We start from the raw sequence: 14,781 nt of genomic DNA on the forward strand, positions 1-14,781 counted from the left end.
TGAGGCTAAGGAAGAACTTCAGGATATGTTCTCCAGGAGGTACTCCTAATGGTTTACACAAAATTATTGACACAACCGTCTTGAAGCAGAGATTGCTGTACTTGCAAGCTTCTTTTGTTGTTAGCCAGCGTTTGTCCATAAGTTCCTCCTCTGCGGTCGCTCTGCTTTTTAAAAATGAATAAGGGGGCGGCGAAAAGTCACTTTAACCAATTCTCTTTAATCACCATTCCTCCTTTATAAACTCTAAAGCAGGAATAAGTATTTCTTTTATCCATTCTTTCTTTTCTTCATCTGCAAAATAGATAACGTTGTTTCCCCGTCTTTCTCTCAGAACTAAACCTGCCAAAGCCAGTTCTTTTAAATGAATAGAAAGCATGGCTTGTTTCATTTTTAGTTTGTTTGCTAATTGCTTCAAATTGTGTTTTTCGTTATTACCAAGTAAAAACAACAATATTTTTATTCTGTCTGGATGTGAAAGTGCTTTAAAAAGATAGGACAAGTTCTTTATGTCTTTTTCTCTTATTTCCACGATTTCCTCCAATAATTTTTGATGATATTCCAAAAATTACTTTTATCATGCATTCAGGAAAATTATCCGGAATGATATAGGTTACGTGTTTTGAATGCGGGTCAAGTTTTGTTATTACTTTGTATATTTTCTTTTCTCCATCTATTATCATTTCTATTTTTTGATTGCCGGTAAATGGAGCTTCTCTTTCTTCTACTTTTACCATCATCGCATCCTCCTTTGACTTTTCTAATTAGCTTTCCAATTTCTTTAACAGATGTTCTTATTTCATCTTCAAAAAACCAGTATTGAGTAAGCCAATCTATATTGCCCTTTTCTTTTGCAGTTCTAAGAAGTTCGGCGTATGCAAAAGCAGTTAGATGGTCTTGAAAAACTCTTAACTTCCACAAAAGCATTTCTTACTCCATATATGGACATAGTCCTTTTTCGCGGTACCCACAATACTGACAAGCCCAGGAGTGTCCGAGACCATTTGGAATAAAGTTCCCTGACTGCATTGCTTCCTTGATAGCTTGAACAACAGAATTTACTACTTTTAGAAGTCTCTGCTCTCTTGGTAGCTCATGCTCTAAGACAAGTGTTTGAGGCTTCTTTGTTTTAATAGCGTAGTGTATGTAGGCTTTCTCAATGTCTCCCTGGCAGGCATAGAGTTCGAGCTGAAGCTGATAAGAAAGATCTATTTGTGAAGGTTTGCGACTGGCTGTTTTAAGATCTATAACCGCCATGTCTTCTGTGACAACGTCCCTTTTCCCATAGAGAATTATTCCATTTCCAATGTTCTCCTCCACCCAATCCTCCACAAGCAGAGGTTTAACAATCGGTGCTAATTCCTTGTGGTAACACTCAAGAAGTCTATAACCTTCGTCCTTTATCTCTCCTTTGGGTTTTTCCCATTCTTCAACTTCTTCGCTTTGCTTTTCAAACTCGGCATCATAAGCATCAAGAACGTCACCAAGAGGTAAATCTTTTCCGCTTTCTATCTTTTGAAGAAAATTAATCTCTTCTCCTTTGTGAAAACTTAACCCGACAACAAGAGAAGGTTTTGGTGGGACCTTGAGACCTTCTATATAGCGCAAATACCACTGATACTGACAGCGCAAAAACATATTTATAGAAGAGGGGGAAAGTTTTAATCCCCCAGCTTTTTCCTTATCCGAAGATAAAGTCATCGTCTCCCCCGTTTTCATCATTGTCTTTTCTTTTATTTTCTATCTCTATTAAATGTTCTATCAGCGTTGAAGCTTCTTTCCTTGTAAGCTCTTTTGTGCTTGTTTTCTTAAACAACAATTCCATAAGTGCTTTTCCTTCTTTTTCCCACTGGTCCCCCCATATCTTTTTGAGAGTGACAATGATTTTCTTTCTTTGCGCATCTGTTATCTGCTTAGTAGTGCCGTTATTGGAACCACCAGTAAAACCATTATCACCGTTAGAATAGCTATCCAGTCCTCCATAGTTCAAAACCTCCCCTGTCTCTTCGTCTATTTCAATTCCCATTTCCTCTGGAACGTACATTCCGGACATTTCATTGGGGAATGCTTCTCGAAGTGCCTGGACAAGCGCAACTTTTCTAATCATTGTTGCGGGCATTGTAGCCCAGTTATTCATCAGCTCTCCGTTTTTGTTTTTGCGCGCGTATTCCTCAAGTGCCACTTCAGTGCGTATAGGATGAGCAAAGTCTTTTCTGTAAACCTCAGCCCAACCGCCAACAAGTTCCTCCTTGCTCTTGATATAAAAAGCTCCATCTCGATATGTGATTTCTCCACTTTCATTGTTCACTACAATTACACCTGCCTTATAACCATCAAGCTGTTTTGACCTTTCAGCCCTTTTTAAGAAAGCGTCTTTTCCTACTACGATTGTAGGCTTTTGTGTTTTTCCCCACTTAATAAAGTGAACATCATATGGAGATAATGAACGAATACGGCAGTAGTTAAAGAATTCTTTAATTTCCGCCTGTGTTGCGTCTGGAGCATGGTATTTGACGTAAGTTGCTACCTCGTCAAAAGTGTAGGTTTTTCCATCTTCTGCTACAATGAGTAATGGCTTTTCAATGACGCTCATGGCTTCCTCCAAGTTTTTATTTAATCCACCCACTCCTCTACTTTTGCTATGTAATACTTGTTGCCTTTATGGATAGATATGATCCTTGGTTCGTAAAATACGTTCTCTTTTATCCAGTCTTTTATTGCTTCTTCTCCGTCAGCCCAAAAAATGTAATAAGAAACCTCTTTCCTCCCATTAAAGCAAATGCAGCACTTGTCAAGTAATGCAACTGTGCTTACCTTATTCATGACAGCCTCCTTAAAAGGTTGTTTACTCTTTCGAGTATTTCGTAAACTTTGTCTGCTTCTTTGTGAAGCTCATGGTTACGGAGGCGGTCGTGAGCCTCCGTAATCCATGCTTTAGCGTGTTGAAGATTTTTTCTAGCAATGTCTATGTTTACTTCATCTTTTATGGCTTTATTAAGAATGACTTCAAAGTCTTTCACAGCTAACCTCCTTTAGCTTTTCGTAGATTTCTTCCATGATGCTTTGAGCTTCTTCTTTTAGTGTATGAGTGCTTACATCGTATGTTGTTCCTGAAACTGTCCTGACTCTGACTACATATACGTACTCATTGATTGTTTCAGGGAATTGTCTTTTGGTTGGAACGTATTTTGTTACTTCTTTCTTTCCAATTCCGATGCTTTCAACTGCACCTGGGTTAATTAGATATCCTCTTTCTGTCCTTACCCATTCCATTGGTTGCCTCCTTTTTCTTTCTTTTGCAATTTTTTCTCGCAGCTTGAAAGTCTTTGATAAACAGTCAACAGTTCCCAGCATAGAGCTTCAAAAATTGCTGTATCGCTGTATTTGAGCTTCAGGTTGGCGATTGTGCTTAGCAGATTGTCCACTCCTTCGCGGGGCGAGGAAAAGTCTCTCTTTAAGCTTTCGTGAATTTCATCTATAATTTTTATTAGCATGCTTGCCTCCAAACCCGATATGAGGTTTTAATGGTTCAGTTAAAGTGCGTTTGTCCTGAGTGCAAAACAGAATCGCATCACTTTGTCGTATATCTTGGGCACGTAGAAAACGAAAAGGTTCTTTGGGAAATTCCTGTCGTTGAAACTTTTGCTCTTGTTCTTTGCTGTAAGTGCAAATCCAAGTTCATAGCAAATTTTACTGTCAGAAAATCTCTCTACAATGAAGCTAAAGAGGTTATCAAAGACCTTTATTCTCAGAAAGCAGTAAACTTGCTGGCTTCCGAACTTTCAACTATTCCTGAACCCAAAGAACCTTACAGCCATCCTTCCTTCCCTCACAAGGTGGCCAAGTTCTTCACGAAGCTTCAACAGGAAGAGGACCCAGTTATTAAGCTCGGAATTGCAAGAGCCGTTTTAGAGGTAGCTCTTAATGAAGTTGGAGCAGAAGGGAAAACCCTCTACGAGAAAATTCAAGATGTTTACGAAAAAAGGTTAATAACGGCCTCTTTAGCAGAATGGAGCCACATTGTGAGGAAGTTTGGCAATAAAGCTCTTCACGAGCTTGAAGCTGAAACAGAAGAGGCCAAAGAGGTAGAAAATTTCTGCAAGTTCTTCCTTGATCTTCTCTTCCGTATCCCTGCCGAAATTGAGGCAGCAAGGAGCGAAAGCTAATTTTTCACGGGAACAGCGACCATTTGCAGAAGGCTTGTTAACCCTCACGGTTTCACCGCTGGAGCTTCAGGCTGTTAACCCTACTCCTGTTCCCTACCGCCCCCTTATTCTGTTGTCAAAGAGCTTTAAAGCTTCTGCTTTAAATAATAAAGCAAATGATTGAGAATGTCAAGCCTTTGGCATTAAAATTAGACGATTTATTAATTCATTTGCTTTAATATAACTTAAAAGTCTTGGAAATATTAGTATCAGCAAAAACTAAGAGCAGATTGGCAAGGACGGGAAGGGTTAGGGATTAAGAAAGGAAGAGGGTTAAAATGATAGAGAAATAAAGGAACTTAGAAAGAAGAGAAAGATTGATGGGTTGTCAAATCAAACGCGAATTATGTGTTTTTCAATCCAGTTTTTGATTTCAGAGAATGTTATTTCATTTTTGGCAATTTTGATTAGGAAGTTGAACTTTTCATCTTCTGTAGCTTCAATATCAAATCCAATATACCTTAACAGGATGCGCGTTAAAAGATACGCTGTCCTTTTATTTCCATCGAAGAATGGGTGATTTTTTATTATAAGTTCCAAGATTTTAGATATTTTTTCTAAGTCGTTGCTGTAAGGTTCAAAATCTCCAAAGGTTTGACAGGGAGTATATATGGAAGAAATCAAAAGCCCCTTATTCCTTATTCCGTCTCTTCCACCGAAATTTTTTATTGACTTTTTGTGTACATGCAGGGCAAGTTTAACTATTGGCAAGCTTTCGTAGTAATCTTTCATCTTCCTTCATGATGATGTCTAAATCTTTCATAAGATTTTTCCATATTTCTGGTGATTTTTGTGGATTCAGTGGACGTAATACAATGTAGCTTTCGTTGTATTTTTTTATATTTACGTATTCATTGATGGTTAGATATGCTGTATTTACGTAAACATCTGTAAGCTGCTTCTCATGAACAGCCACACTATTTAAAAAAGGTAGCCTATCATATATTTGATTGTTTGAGAGGTAATTGCTATACATTAAGCACCTCGCTTCTGACTTTTTCTACGTTGTTCTCCGATGTCTGCATTAAAATTCTGAACGCTTCCTCTAAAGTTTCAACGTTAGCTATACCTGAAGAATTTGGAATTGTTGCAATGTCTGATATTAAATTTATTCCGGAAAAAGTAGCATTGCTTCCTGTTATCACCGGAGATATGACTGTGTTAGGCACAATTTTTGTGTTGAAAATATGAGTGTTTTCCGGCGGTTCTAAAAAGTCTATGAATCTAACTTCAAAGAAATTTCCCAAAGAGAATTTAAAGATTTTACTTGAGAGTTTATCTTTAATCGATGTATCTTCGTTTGAGAAAATTACAACGTAACCTACTCTTTCTATCACTTTTCTTAAAGCTACTTTGTTGAATTCTTTCCATAAAGATAGAAACACATTCAGGCTTTCGTGCTGTTTGCCTTTGTAGTTTTCCAGGCTTACGTTTTTGTTTAGAAAAAGGGCTTTGTATGAGAACGAGAATCTATCTATGTTTATTATTCCGACGGGAGGCTTTTGAAAATCGTTTAAAAGGGAGATTCTTATTTCAGGGATTACTCCTGATATAGCAATAGGAGATCCAACTTCAACTTTGTATAAGCTGCAGACGTTTAAAGATTGAATTGCATTTCCTATTTCTTCTCTCTTCTCTGCCAGTTCTCTAAATTCTGAAAAATATAATATAAAGTTGATTTCTCTGAGTTTCCACATTTTTAACACCTTTTGCTGTTTGCGAAAATTTTACTTCTTTTCTTTTTGTCGTTCAACTTTTCAATCTTTTGATAACATTACTTTTTCCAAAGTCCTTTTTGGTTTTCTACAGCTTCTCTAAAGGCCTGTCTTAATATTTTTTCATACTTTGGTTCCAGAGGATATCGAGTCAACAAGTAGGCATATCCATCTCTTAACATTAGTTCATTAATAAACTTTCCATCTGGAGTGTAAACATAAGCCAAGATCCGTCCGTATCTGTCCCGGTGATTGTGGTAAGCATTGTTTTGGTCATAAACTAAACAGACTTTTTTGTATCCTGCGAGAAGTTTTTTAAGATGTTTTTTTGCTTGTTTTCCTAAGTATACGATTGTTTCTATGTCTTCCTTATTCCTTTTTGCCTGATAATAAGCCCTTTTATTTTTTCTACTTTCGGGTGTATCTATTCCTAAAAATCTAACTGATGTTTTCTTTCCATGATAGAGAATTTTGATTGTGTCTCCATCGATGACGTAAAGGAGTTTGTAGCAATCTTTACCATAAGCGGCAGTAATTAAAAAAAAGCTAGCAATGAAGAAAAAGATAGATCTCTTCACAATTTATCCTCCTTTTTAGTTTTTCAAAAAAGTTTAGTATGTGCAATAACCGGGAAAAATTTGTATTCTCCGGTGTATAAATCTTTTTCAGGTATTACTATTGGTTTATATCCGGGATTAGCCGGTTCAAGGATTATAACTTTGTTTTTGGAGTCATGGTGATAGTACTTAACAGTTAATTCGCCATTGCCGTTTACTACTACAACCGGATCCCCGTCTTTTACTTCATACCAGCTTGGGTCTGCCACCAATACCAGGTCCCCTCTCCTGAATACCGGCTCCATAGAGCTGCCTTCTACTTTTATCCAAAATACTCTTTCTTTTGGAAGTCCGCGGAACATCATCTCTGGGGTAGGGAAGTATTCTTCCGGCGTTTCCGCTGCATATCCACCAAAACTTCCAGCTTGAGCTTCTCCGTATATGGGTATTGGGATAATCTTACTATGTAAAACTTCTGCGTTGGTGTCCCATTTTGGTTTTTCTTCAAAGAAGTATGATGGAGAAACACCAAGAACATGTGCTATTTTTTTCAATGTTTCGACTTTAGGCTTTCTTTTCCCTTTTTCTAATTGATATATGTATTGAGATAATCCAGCAGTAGATGGACCGCCAAATTTCTCAATAATTTTTTCGGCCAATTCCCTGCGACTTAGTCCTTTTTGCTTTCGTAATCTCTCAATTTTTGAACCAATTGTTTCACTCATAAAAACATTTATAGCATTTGCGTTAATCACTTTTCAATCCCTCATTTTGCTTCAATGTCTTGACTAATTAAAGCTATAGCGTTAATATTTAAAGCAGGAGGTTGACTCATGAGGTTGATAGAAGTGGAGATGAAAGAAAAGAAAATAGAGCTTGCTAAAAAAGTAGGCATTAGCCCACAGTTTCTTAACCAGATTCTCAAAGGGGAAAGGTATTTGCCAATAGATAAAGCCATTGCTTTATTGGATGCAGGGTATTCAGTTGAGGCAATAAAAGAATTATTAAGTCCTAAAAACAAACTTGCTTTTGACAAACTTATCCCCCGTGAAGAGCCTACAGGAGTGCGCTGATGTTTCACCATCCCTTTCCCCTCCCTCGTGCCGCCCCCCCGGGGCGTTGAAGACGTCCGCTTTTGCGGGCGCATCTTTCTTAGTTGTAAAGATAGCCTTGCTAAGAAGACAAGATAAGGGGAGAGGGTTCACAAAATTATCACAAGGAGTGAAAACATGTGTAAAGAGGCTTTTCAGGATGTTGCTGCTGAACTTACAAAGCTTGCAATTTTTGAAGCACACAAAAGAGGCTACACCTATGAAATGATTGCATTTAGAGTAGGAGTCAGCTCGAGTTCAATAGAAAAATACGCATATGGAGAAAGAATTCCGTCGCAGGCTGTTTTTTTGGCTCTGGTTGTGGGGCTAAAGCTAAAAGAACCAGTTAAAAAACTTGCTGAACTTGTGGGATTAAGAGCGGTAGAAGTTTCTAAAACTTCCCTTTCAACCAGCATAGGCAAGGCAATGAAAGAAACAGGAGAAGCCATTGCTGAAGTAACAAAAGCATTAGAAGACGGCGAAATAACAGATGACGAAAGACAAGTATGTCTTAAAGAAATTAACGAAGCAATAGACGAACTAATCAAATTAAAACAACAGATGGAGAGGGAAGAGTGATGAGTAAGTCTCTAATACTTAATTATATCGAATATTTCGAGAACTGCAAGATTCTTTCACGTAGAGAATTAAGTGTTGTTCTCTGTATTCTAAACCACCAGCAGTTAAAAGGGGGTGGAGTTTACGGGATAGATAGGTTAGAAGAAAGGACTGGAATTAAGAGAAACAAAATTTACCAAATTCTCAAAAAACTTAAATTCATCAAAAAGAAAGTAGAAAAAAACACGACAGTCTTCTTTATAGACCTTGAGGAATTTAAAAAATTTTTAACTACCAATAAAGAACTTAATAATATTCAAAAGTCCCAAAAAAGGACTGGAAATAGTCCCAAAAAGGGACTTCAAGAAGTCCCAAAATGGGACTTAAATGAGTCCCAAAATGGGACTTCAAAAACCCAATCAAGCCCAAGCTACACAAAAGCCAGACGAACCCCGAGACTCTAATATTAAGACTCTAAATTTAGACTCTAATAATAAGACTCTAATTACAGAAGAAGATAATACTAGCAAGCTAGATCTAAAAGAAGTTGATGTTGAAAATGAAACAAAAAAAGAAACCATAAGCAACAAGGAATTTACATCTCTTATTTGTGAAAAGCTGATTTTTGAATTCAGGAAAGCATATGCAGAAAACTTTGGTTTTTATCCGTCAATCTCCAGGAAGCATAAAAAACTCTTCTTAGAGAAACTTGAAGAGAAAACCTGTGGTGAACGAGAAAAGTTAGAAACTGTTGCTAAAAGACTTACTTCTGCACTTCCAAAATACTTCCGTCTAAACGATCCGCTTGCAAAGAAAAGAAACTACGACCTTTTAGCGCTTTCCTACAACCTGGACAAAGTTCTCTCTTCTGCTTCAGGAATAACCCGGGACACTTATGACCATAGAAAATCAAGAAAAGAAGCAATAAAAAGAACCCTTGCAGCAATCCTTTAGGGAGGTGAGGTTATGAGGGAAGAACTTGAAAGGAAATATTGGGAGCTTGTTAAAGCCGTCAAAAGAAAAGGGTACGATGAACAAACAGTGCACAGGCTTAGGAACTTTAACACTCCTATTTCTGTAATTCTTGCAAGCTTTGAGAAGCTTCCTAAAACATTCTGGAACTTAGTTTTAGACCTTATCACGGAAAAAGAAAAAAATCTATCTAATCCACTTTTTTACTGCTTTACAGGCAAGCCTGGAAGAGGGAAAACTCTTTCAGCTGTCAGGTTTATGTTCACCAAGCTTTTATCGAAAATAGATGAAGAGCCAGAATACAAAGCTCCGCTCTTTATGACATCTTTCGAGTTAGAAGATTATGCTTTGGGAAAGATAGAGCTTCACCGTTCATACTACGGAAATGAAGCGTGGTTTGAGGCAAGAAACTTTTCTGACAAAGACGATGTTATACCCTTTTCTCAGCTTACAAAAAACTTTGACATTATACTGATTGATGATGTGACAGAAGAAACCACATCTCACTTAGAAAAAGTAATCCTGAACGCCTATTTAACAAACACGATAGTTGTTTTCACTACAAACGTAGATGTAATGGAATTCTTTTCTCCACGAACAAATTCAAGACTTCTTGAATCGTGTGTATTTATCGACTTTAACGACTTCCCATACCTGAGAGACATTCAAGAAAAAGGAGGGGAAGGTGAAACAACTTGAACTTGAATATTCAGTTATAGGTTCAATGCTAATGTTTGACAAGATGTTCTATTACGGAACAGCATTTTTGACGTCCAACTGTTTTGTAAGTCCTGACTTGAAAAAAGCTTTTGAAATACTTCAATACAAGGCCGGAGAAGGCACAAGTGTTGAAAAAGACATAGTAGAAAGTTGGTTTCCTGAAGAACTTAAAAATACAATATTGCTTGCTGTTGAATACGCTTGGGGTAACTTTGAAAAATTTAAATCATGGTGTAGTGAGTTACTGAAACGTGCAAATGAACGTAAAACGTTAGAAATAGCTCAAAAACTTGCAGATGGGGAAATCTCAAAAGAAAAAGCATTAGAACTTTTAGCACAAAACTCTTCTAAAGAGCTTCCTGTCTACTCTTCAAAGACCGCATTAGCGGCTTTTTTAGAACTTTACGAGAATGAAGATTCTTTTCCATCTGTTCCTACATACGTAGAGGAACTTGATTTAAACTTTAGTTTTGAATACCTCACGATTATTGCTGCACGTCCATCTATTGGAAAAACCGTTTTTGCACTGTCTCTTATGAAAAGACAAGCGGAAAACGGACATCCAGTTCTCTTTTTCTCCCAGGAGTTGCCGGTAAAAGAAGAAGTAATGGCAAGACTTATAGCTATGGAACTTGATGTTCCTCTACATCATGTCAAACAAAAATGGGTTGGAATGGAAAAAATTATTGAAGCATCTGGTGCTTTAGAAAATCTACCTATGGAATTTGTTTGTGGAAAGGTTACTGTTCCGCAATTTATGGCAACCGTATATGCCTATAAAGAGTGGCTAACGTCTCAAAAAGAAAAAGGCATCATATACGTTGATTACTTGCAGCTCTTTGCTGAACACAGGAAGTTTGACACTAAAAAAGCTTTTTATGATTATGTTGTGGAAACATGTGTAGAGCTGACAAAAGAATTGAAAATTCCAATTGTCTTGCTTGCGCAAATAAACAGAGAAGCACGCACCGGAAAAAAGGTGCGCCCAACTATGGATCAAATAAAGGGGTCTGGAGACATAGAACAACAAGCTACAAATATTATAGTCCTTCATAGAGATTTTGAAAACAAGCTCACAGAAAAAACACTCCAGATTTTTATCGACAAGTGCAGATTAAAGGGCGTTCACAGGTAACAGTTCCTTTTGAAAACGGCTTTCCAAAATTTGCCAGCTTTGTTGAAAGTGAAAGCAATTACGATGATCTGGAGTTTTAGGAGGAAATATGCTGATAGCAGGAATAGACCCGGGCAAGAAAGGCGGAATTGCTTTCATCTCGCTGGATAATTTCGCCGTTATTGGAATTTTTCCCATGAAAGATACTTGTACCCTTGCTGAGCTTTTTAGGAAGCATAGAGGCGAAATAACGCGCTGTTTTGTAGAAAAACAGCATCCATATCCGAAGCAGGGCGCCGTTTCATCAGGAAAACTCATGAAACACTACGGGGAGATTCTCGGAATACTGACCGCTTTGCAAATACCGTTTGAAGAGATACCGCCGCAAAGGTGGCAATCGTACATTCACGGAAGCAAACATAAGAGAAAACCCAGAAGCGAAAAGAAAAAAGCGTCAATTATGAAAGCAAAACAACTATTTCCCGGAGTTGAAATAAAAGGCGACGGCGAGGCGGAAGCGCTTTTAATAGCCGAATATGGCAGAAGGCTTATCGGAGGACGAGTTGAAGAAGGTGTTTCGCCTTAAAAGCATAGAGGAGCAGCTTAAAGAATACCCGGACTTTCTCACGTTCAATCAGGTGGCGGAGATTCTTCAAGTATCAGAGCGAACGATGTACCGACTGATAAAAGGCGCGCAGATAGAAGCTGTCAAGGTTCGCGGCGTATGGCGAATTCCTAAAATGGCTTTGGTAGAGTATCTCCAGGAACACAACTGTTTGAATGTTGATTGAGTTTGACAATATCTGCCACCTGAGTTTTGCAAATTGTTTATTGTGAAAATAGGAGGCAGTATGAATAAAGAACAGCTATTGCAAATTGTTGCTGACCTTTACATAGATGGATGCAGCGTAACAGAGATTGCAAGGGTTTTGCAAAGGAAGTGCAAAACCCCGCCGCACGTTGCGACTATCTATCGCTGGATAAAAAAACATAAAGACCAGTGGGACTTACGCAGGAAACAGAAAGAGATTCTCAATGTCGAAAAAGCTAATGAAGAACAGAAAGCCCTTGAAGAAAAGATTCAGGTTGAAATAGACAAAGCAGACGCGCTTGACTATCAAGATTTATGCGATCTCCAGCGTAAGTACAAAGAAATAGCAATAACCCAATACAAGCCTCGCGCTGTTGAGGTTGTAATACAGTGCATAAAACTCAAAAGAGAAATCAGGGAAGGACTAAAACCTGAAAGCAACAACAAGATAACAATCGTCTTTGAAGGGGCTCCAGAAAAGAGCAATGAGGTAATTTATGAAAATTAAGTCTCCTTATGTTCCTACTCCTAAGCAGAAGCTCTTTCATGAGTGTCCTGCAGATGAAGTTCTCTATGGTGGTGCTGCTGGGGGTGGAAAATCTGTTGCTCTTGTTATGGATGCCTTCTTTTATGCCGTGAAATACAAAAAAGCCTCAATTGTTCTCTTCCGCCGCTCCTACCCGGAGCTTCAGGAGACTCTCATCCGCTACGCTCTTGAGTTTTATCCCGTAGAGGTTGGGCGGTACGTCGCAAATGAGAAAGTTTTCCAGTTTCTCAACGGTTCAAAAATTCTTTTTCGCTATCTTGAAAGAGATAATGACGTTCTTCGTTATCAAGGTGCTGAATTTGACTATATAGGGTTTGATGAGCTTACCCACTTTTCACAGTATCGTTTTGAATACATGAAATCCCGTCTTCGTTCCTCAAAAGGCTATCCTACATTCATAAGAGCCACTTCAAACCCTGACCCAAGAAATCCGGCCAATAACGAGTGGGTGAAACAGTATTTTGTTGACTTCGTAAGTCCTACTCTTGAGAAACCCTATAAGCTCAAAAAAGACGAGGTAGGCAGAACAAGGAGCTACATCCCGGCTACTGTTTACGATAACCCTCATCTCCTCAAAAATGACCCTGGATACATCAAAAGACTTGAGTCCCTTCCTGAACTTGAAAGGCAGGCCCTTCTTTACGGAAACTGGGACATCAAGAGAGAAGGTCTTGTTTACGACAACTTCACGCAAGAGCACGTTAAGGAATTCCAAATAGAGCCCTACTGGCACATTTTTGCTGGTCTTGACTTTGGAGCTACAAACCCGACTGCCTGCGTATTTATTGCCACCAACGGAGAGATTTTCTACGTCTTTGGTGAGATATACACTCCAAATATAACCCTTGACGTTCTTGCCTCTGAAATCAAGAGAAGAAAGCCAAGAGTTGTTTATCACGACCCGTCTGGCAAGGGATTCGCGCGAGAGCTCCGCTTAAGAGGCGTTAACTGTCAGCCGGGAGATAATGACGTTCTTTCCGGTATATTCCACGTCCGCCAGCTGATAGAAAATAAGAAGCTTCATGTCTCTCCCAAATGCGAAAACCTACTAAAAGAATTCAACCTCTACACGTGGGACGAAGGAAAGGACAAACCAATAAAAGCTTTTGACCACGCTCTTGATGCTTTAAGGTATGCACTTGTAACCTGGGATAAATCTCGTCCATCAACTCCAAAGGTGCGTCCATCTGGAGCAACCAGAATGACAAGCCGAATGCTTAGGAGGTTTTAAATGGCTGTTTCTACCAAGAAGCTTACTACGGAAATAACAAGTAACTATGCCTACTTTGAGCAGTTCCTCACCTATTTGCCAGACCCTGCCGATACTATTTTAGACGACCCGGAAGGGGCTTATGAGACTTTCCGCAAGATGATGATTGACCCTCACATAAACGCCAAGATTCAACAGCTTAAAGATGAAGTTCTATCAAAAGAGTTTAATATCGTTCCGGCTGATGAATCGGCAAAAGCAAAAGAGATAGCTGAATTCGTTGAAAGAGCAATCTATGAGAACCTGAACATTGAGCAAGATTTTGCAGAGACTCTCTCTGCCATAGAATACGGCTTTTCGGTTTCAGAGGTAATCTGGAAACAGGAGAACGGCTATTGGCTTCCCGATTCCTTAAAAGCAAGAAAGCAGGAAAAGTTCCGTTTCAACTCAAAAGAGGAGCTTCTCTACTACGATTCAGTAGAGGGATGGAAAATCCTTGATACTACCTATAAGTTCATTATCCACAGGCACAATCAACAAGTAGAAAATCCTTACGGGACTCCTGTTCTCCTTTCCTGCTACTGGCCGTGGATGTTCAAAAAAGCTGGCTGGAAGTTCTGGTTAAAAGTAGCAGAAAAATTTGGAGTTCCGACGGTTTTGGCTTTACTGAAAGGAGAAGGGCTGCCAGAGAATCAAATAGAAGAAGCTGCTAATTACGTAGCAGAAGCGCTTTTAAACATTCAAGAAGATGCCGCCGTTGCTCTTGTAGGAGTTGACGACGTGAAAACCCTTGAAAGCAAGGGAAGTGCTGAGGATTTTGCGCGGCTCATAGAGCTCTGCAATGCCGAAATCAGCAAAGCCATAACCGGGGAAATACTCACAGCAGACAAAGGAAATACTGGAAGTTACGCCCTTGCCAAAGTTCACTCTGAAACACTAAAAAAACGAGGTAGGAAAGTAGCTAAATCACTTGCTAATACGTTTAATAGAACTCTTATTCGCTGGATAGTAGAACTTAACTATGGCAAAGATCTTCTTCACATGACGCCGAAACTTCAGTTTGACTTCACGGAAATTCCAGAATGGGAGCAAGTTAAAGACGCAATAGATAGAGGAGTGCCCGTTTCAAAAGAGGCTCTTTATTCTGTTTACAACTTGCCTAAACCTGTAAGTGAGGAAGATATCTTTATTTCACCTAAGCTTGCCGCTCAAGGAGGTATGGACTTCTCAGATTTTTTTACTTTGCCGAGAAGGGTCAAGTTGAAGCCGTAAACGACGTAACAG

The 14,781-nt window shown here is 38.8% G+C and carries 25 protein-coding genes; 12 read left to right on the forward strand and 13 right to left on the reverse strand.

Features of this window, described 5'->3' with window-relative positions; all coding sequences use genetic code 11:
- Positions 1-220 precede the first annotated feature (220 nt).
- The 8 genes from BLW93_RS07895 to BLW93_RS07930 all read right to left on the reverse strand — a co-directional run bounded on the left by BLW93_RS07895 (position 221) and on the right by BLW93_RS07930 (position 3,491).
- Positions 221-529, reverse strand: coding sequence for an ArsR/SmtB family transcription factor (locus tag BLW93_RS07895; protein WP_076713538.1), 309 nt, complete (start codon positions 527-529; stop codon positions 221-223).
- Complete coding sequence (locus BLW93_RS08845) at positions 483-737, reverse strand: hypothetical protein (RefSeq protein ID WP_076713539.1); 255 nt, start codon at positions 735-737, stop codon at positions 483-485. The genes BLW93_RS07895 and BLW93_RS08845 overlap by 47 nt, the downstream gene beginning before the upstream one ends.
- A gap of 190 nt (positions 738-927) precedes the next feature.
- Complete coding sequence (locus BLW93_RS07905; RefSeq protein WP_076713540.1) at positions 928-1,698, reverse strand: RecB family exonuclease; 771 nt, start codon at positions 1,696-1,698, stop codon at positions 928-930.
- Entirely contained in the window at positions 1,679-2,590 is a 912-nt protein-coding gene (gene bet / locus BLW93_RS07910; RefSeq protein WP_076713541.1) for a phage recombination protein Bet, read from the reverse strand. The genes BLW93_RS07905 and bet overlap by 20 nt, the downstream gene beginning before the upstream one ends.
- A 20-nt stretch (positions 2,591-2,610) precedes the next feature.
- The gene (locus BLW93_RS07915) at positions 2,611-2,820 is read right to left on the reverse strand and encodes a hypothetical protein (RefSeq protein ID WP_076713542.1); all 210 of its coding nucleotides are present in this window, start codon (positions 2,818-2,820) and stop codon (positions 2,611-2,613) included.
- Positions 2,817-3,017, reverse strand: coding sequence for a hypothetical protein (locus BLW93_RS07920; RefSeq protein ID WP_076713543.1), 201 nt, complete (start codon positions 3,015-3,017; stop codon positions 2,817-2,819). Before BLW93_RS07920 ends, BLW93_RS07915 begins: the two co-directional genes overlap by 4 nt.
- Positions 3,004-3,270, reverse strand: a complete 267-nt coding sequence (locus BLW93_RS07925; RefSeq protein ID WP_076713544.1) for a hypothetical protein — start codon at positions 3,268-3,270, stop codon at positions 3,004-3,006. Before BLW93_RS07925 ends, BLW93_RS07920 begins: the two co-directional genes overlap by 14 nt.
- On the reverse strand, positions 3,258-3,491 hold the full coding sequence (locus BLW93_RS07930; protein WP_076713545.1) for a hypothetical protein: 234 nt from the start codon (positions 3,489-3,491) through the stop codon (positions 3,258-3,260). The genes BLW93_RS07925 and BLW93_RS07930 overlap by 13 nt, the downstream gene beginning before the upstream one ends.
- A gap of 30 nt (positions 3,492-3,521) precedes the next feature.
- On the opposite strand from BLW93_RS07930, the gene BLW93_RS07935 reads away from it, so the two are divergent.
- Positions 3,522-4,163 carry a DUF4145 domain-containing protein gene (locus BLW93_RS07935; protein ID WP_076713546.1) on the forward strand — a complete coding sequence of 214 codons (642 nt, stop codon included), beginning with the start codon at positions 3,522-3,524 and terminating at the stop codon, positions 4,161-4,163.
- Positions 4,164-4,535: 372 nt separating this feature from the next.
- Here the strand turns inward: BLW93_RS07935 and BLW93_RS07940 are convergent, their stop codons facing one another.
- The 5 genes from BLW93_RS07940 to BLW93_RS07960 all read right to left on the reverse strand — a co-directional run bounded on the left by BLW93_RS07940 (position 4,536) and on the right by BLW93_RS07960 (position 7,199).
- Positions 4,536-4,934 carry a type II toxin-antitoxin system death-on-curing family toxin gene (locus BLW93_RS07940; RefSeq protein ID WP_078058259.1) on the reverse strand — a complete coding sequence of 133 codons (399 nt, stop codon included), beginning with the start codon at positions 4,932-4,934 and terminating at the stop codon, positions 4,536-4,538.
- The gene (locus tag BLW93_RS08850; RefSeq protein ID WP_076713547.1) at positions 4,900-5,178 is read right to left on the reverse strand and encodes a hypothetical protein; all 279 of its coding nucleotides are present in this window, start codon (positions 5,176-5,178) and stop codon (positions 4,900-4,902) included. Before BLW93_RS08850 ends, BLW93_RS07940 begins: the two co-directional genes overlap by 35 nt.
- On the reverse strand, positions 5,171-5,899 hold the full coding sequence (locus BLW93_RS07950) for a hypothetical protein (protein ID WP_076713548.1): 729 nt from the start codon (positions 5,897-5,899) through the stop codon (positions 5,171-5,173). The genes BLW93_RS08850 and BLW93_RS07950 overlap by 8 nt, the downstream gene beginning before the upstream one ends.
- Positions 5,900-5,976: 77 nt before the next feature.
- A complete protein-coding gene (locus BLW93_RS07955) occupies positions 5,977-6,495 on the reverse strand; it encodes a thermonuclease family protein (protein WP_076713549.1) in 519 nt (172 codons plus the stop codon).
- 23 nt (positions 6,496-6,518) lie between these two features.
- A complete protein-coding gene (locus tag BLW93_RS07960) occupies positions 6,519-7,199 on the reverse strand; it encodes a LexA family protein (protein ID WP_281246681.1) in 681 nt (226 codons plus the stop codon).
- 108 nt (positions 7,200-7,307) lie between these two features.
- Here BLW93_RS07960 and BLW93_RS07965 point away from each other — a divergent pair, with 108 nt between their 5' ends.
- The 11 genes from BLW93_RS07965 (at position 7,308) to BLW93_RS08015 (ending at position 14,769) form a co-directional block, all read left to right on the forward strand.
- Entirely contained in the window at positions 7,308-7,547 is a 240-nt protein-coding gene (locus tag BLW93_RS07965) for a helix-turn-helix domain-containing protein (protein WP_076713551.1), read from the forward strand.
- Positions 7,548-7,703: 156 nt separating this feature from the next.
- Positions 7,704-8,144, forward strand: a complete 441-nt coding sequence (locus tag BLW93_RS07970) for a helix-turn-helix domain-containing protein (RefSeq protein ID WP_076713552.1) — start codon at positions 7,704-7,706, stop codon at positions 8,142-8,144.
- Positions 8,141-8,587, forward strand: coding sequence for a hypothetical protein (locus BLW93_RS07975; RefSeq protein ID WP_144444035.1), 447 nt, complete (start codon positions 8,141-8,143; stop codon positions 8,585-8,587). Before BLW93_RS07970 ends, BLW93_RS07975 begins: the two co-directional genes overlap by 4 nt.
- The gene (locus BLW93_RS07980; RefSeq protein WP_076713554.1) at positions 8,523-9,077 is read left to right on the forward strand and encodes a hypothetical protein; all 555 of its coding nucleotides are present in this window, start codon (positions 8,523-8,525) and stop codon (positions 9,075-9,077) included. Before BLW93_RS07975 ends, BLW93_RS07980 begins: the two co-directional genes overlap by 65 nt.
- Before the next feature lie 12 nt (positions 9,078-9,089).
- On the forward strand, positions 9,090-9,794 hold the full coding sequence (locus BLW93_RS07985; RefSeq protein ID WP_076713555.1) for a P-loop NTPase family protein: 705 nt from the start codon (positions 9,090-9,092) through the stop codon (positions 9,792-9,794).
- Positions 9,781-10,950 (forward strand): DnaB-like helicase C-terminal domain-containing protein, encoded by a 1,170-nt coding sequence (locus tag BLW93_RS07990; RefSeq protein ID WP_076713556.1) that lies wholly within the window; start codon positions 9,781-9,783, stop codon positions 10,948-10,950. The genes BLW93_RS07985 and BLW93_RS07990 overlap by 14 nt, the downstream gene beginning before the upstream one ends.
- A gap of 88 nt (positions 10,951-11,038) precedes the next feature.
- Positions 11,039-11,515 (forward strand): RuvC family protein, encoded by a 477-nt coding sequence (locus BLW93_RS07995; RefSeq protein WP_076713557.1) that lies wholly within the window; start codon positions 11,039-11,041, stop codon positions 11,513-11,515.
- Positions 11,502-11,720 carry a helix-turn-helix domain-containing protein gene (locus BLW93_RS08000; RefSeq protein ID WP_245792018.1) on the forward strand — a complete coding sequence of 73 codons (219 nt, stop codon included), beginning with the start codon at positions 11,502-11,504 and terminating at the stop codon, positions 11,718-11,720. The genes BLW93_RS07995 and BLW93_RS08000 overlap by 14 nt, the downstream gene beginning before the upstream one ends.
- 60 nt (positions 11,721-11,780) lie before the next feature.
- Positions 11,781-12,248, forward strand: coding sequence for a hypothetical protein (locus BLW93_RS08005; RefSeq protein WP_076713559.1), 468 nt, complete (start codon positions 11,781-11,783; stop codon positions 12,246-12,248).
- Complete coding sequence (locus BLW93_RS08010) at positions 12,238-13,518, forward strand: phage terminase large subunit (protein WP_076713560.1); 1,281 nt, start codon at positions 12,238-12,240, stop codon at positions 13,516-13,518. The genes BLW93_RS08005 and BLW93_RS08010 overlap by 11 nt, the downstream gene beginning before the upstream one ends.
- Positions 13,519-14,769 carry a phage portal protein family protein gene (locus BLW93_RS08015; protein WP_076713561.1) on the forward strand — a complete coding sequence of 417 codons (1,251 nt, stop codon included), beginning with the start codon at positions 13,519-13,521 and terminating at the stop codon, positions 14,767-14,769.
- The last annotated feature ends 12 nt before the right edge of the window (positions 14,770-14,781 follow it).

It is taken from the genome of Desulfurobacterium indicum, assembly GCF_001968985.1.
GTDB lineage: Bacteria > Aquificota > Aquificia > Desulfurobacteriales > Desulfurobacteriaceae > Desulfurobacterium_A > Desulfurobacterium_A indicum.

Bases quoted from the DNA above. Each gene is read 5' to 3' on its own strand.
- BLW93_RS08845 (WP_076713539.1), bottom strand. From the start codon at position 737: ATGATGGTAAAAGTAGAAGAAAGAGAAGCTCCATTTACCGGCAATCAA.
- BLW93_RS07905 (WP_076713540.1), bottom strand. From the start codon at position 1,698: ATGACTTTATCTTCGGATAAGGAAAAAGCTGGGGGATTAAAACTTTCC.
- bet (WP_076713541.1), bottom strand. From the start codon at position 2,590: ATGAGCGTCATTGAAAAGCCATTACTCATTGTAGCAGAAGATGGAAAA.
- BLW93_RS07915 (WP_076713542.1), bottom strand. From the start codon at position 2,820: ATGAATAAGGTAAGCACAGTTGCATTACTTGACAAGTGCTGCATTTGC.
- BLW93_RS07925 (WP_076713544.1), bottom strand. From the start codon at position 3,270: ATGGAATGGGTAAGGACAGAAAGAGGATATCTAATTAACCCAGGTGCA.
- BLW93_RS07930 (WP_076713545.1), bottom strand. From the start codon at position 3,491: ATGCTAATAAAAATTATAGATGAAATTCACGAAAGCTTAAAGAGAGAC.
- BLW93_RS07935 (WP_076713546.1), top strand. From the start codon at position 3,522: ATGGTTCAGTTAAAGTGCGTTTGTCCTGAGTGCAAAACAGAATCGCAT.
- BLW93_RS07940 (WP_078058259.1), bottom strand. From the start codon at position 4,934: ATGAAAGATTACTACGAAAGCTTGCCAATAGTTAAACTTGCCCTGCAT.
- BLW93_RS08850 (WP_076713547.1), bottom strand. From the start codon at position 5,178: ATGTATAGCAATTACCTCTCAAACAATCAAATATATGATAGGCTACCT.
- BLW93_RS07950 (WP_076713548.1), bottom strand. From the start codon at position 5,899: ATGTGGAAACTCAGAGAAATCAACTTTATATTATATTTTTCAGAATTT.
- BLW93_RS07960 (WP_281246681.1), bottom strand. From the start codon at position 7,199: ATGAGTGAAACAATTGGTTCAAAAATTGAGAGATTACGAAAGCAAAAA.
- BLW93_RS07965 (WP_076713551.1), top strand. From the start codon at position 7,308: ATGAGGTTGATAGAAGTGGAGATGAAAGAAAAGAAAATAGAGCTTGCT.
- BLW93_RS07970 (WP_076713552.1), top strand. From the start codon at position 7,704: ATGTGTAAAGAGGCTTTTCAGGATGTTGCTGCTGAACTTACAAAGCTT.
- BLW93_RS07980 (WP_076713554.1), top strand. From the start codon at position 8,523: ATGGGACTTCAAAAACCCAATCAAGCCCAAGCTACACAAAAGCCAGAC.
- BLW93_RS07985 (WP_076713555.1), top strand. From the start codon at position 9,090: ATGAGGGAAGAACTTGAAAGGAAATATTGGGAGCTTGTTAAAGCCGTC.
- BLW93_RS07995 (WP_076713557.1), top strand. From the start codon at position 11,039: ATGCTGATAGCAGGAATAGACCCGGGCAAGAAAGGCGGAATTGCTTTC.
- BLW93_RS08005 (WP_076713559.1), top strand. From the start codon at position 11,781: ATGAATAAAGAACAGCTATTGCAAATTGTTGCTGACCTTTACATAGAT.
- BLW93_RS08010 (WP_076713560.1), top strand. From the start codon at position 12,238: ATGAAAATTAAGTCTCCTTATGTTCCTACTCCTAAGCAGAAGCTCTTT.
- BLW93_RS08015 (WP_076713561.1), top strand. From the start codon at position 13,519: ATGGCTGTTTCTACCAAGAAGCTTACTACGGAAATAACAAGTAACTAT.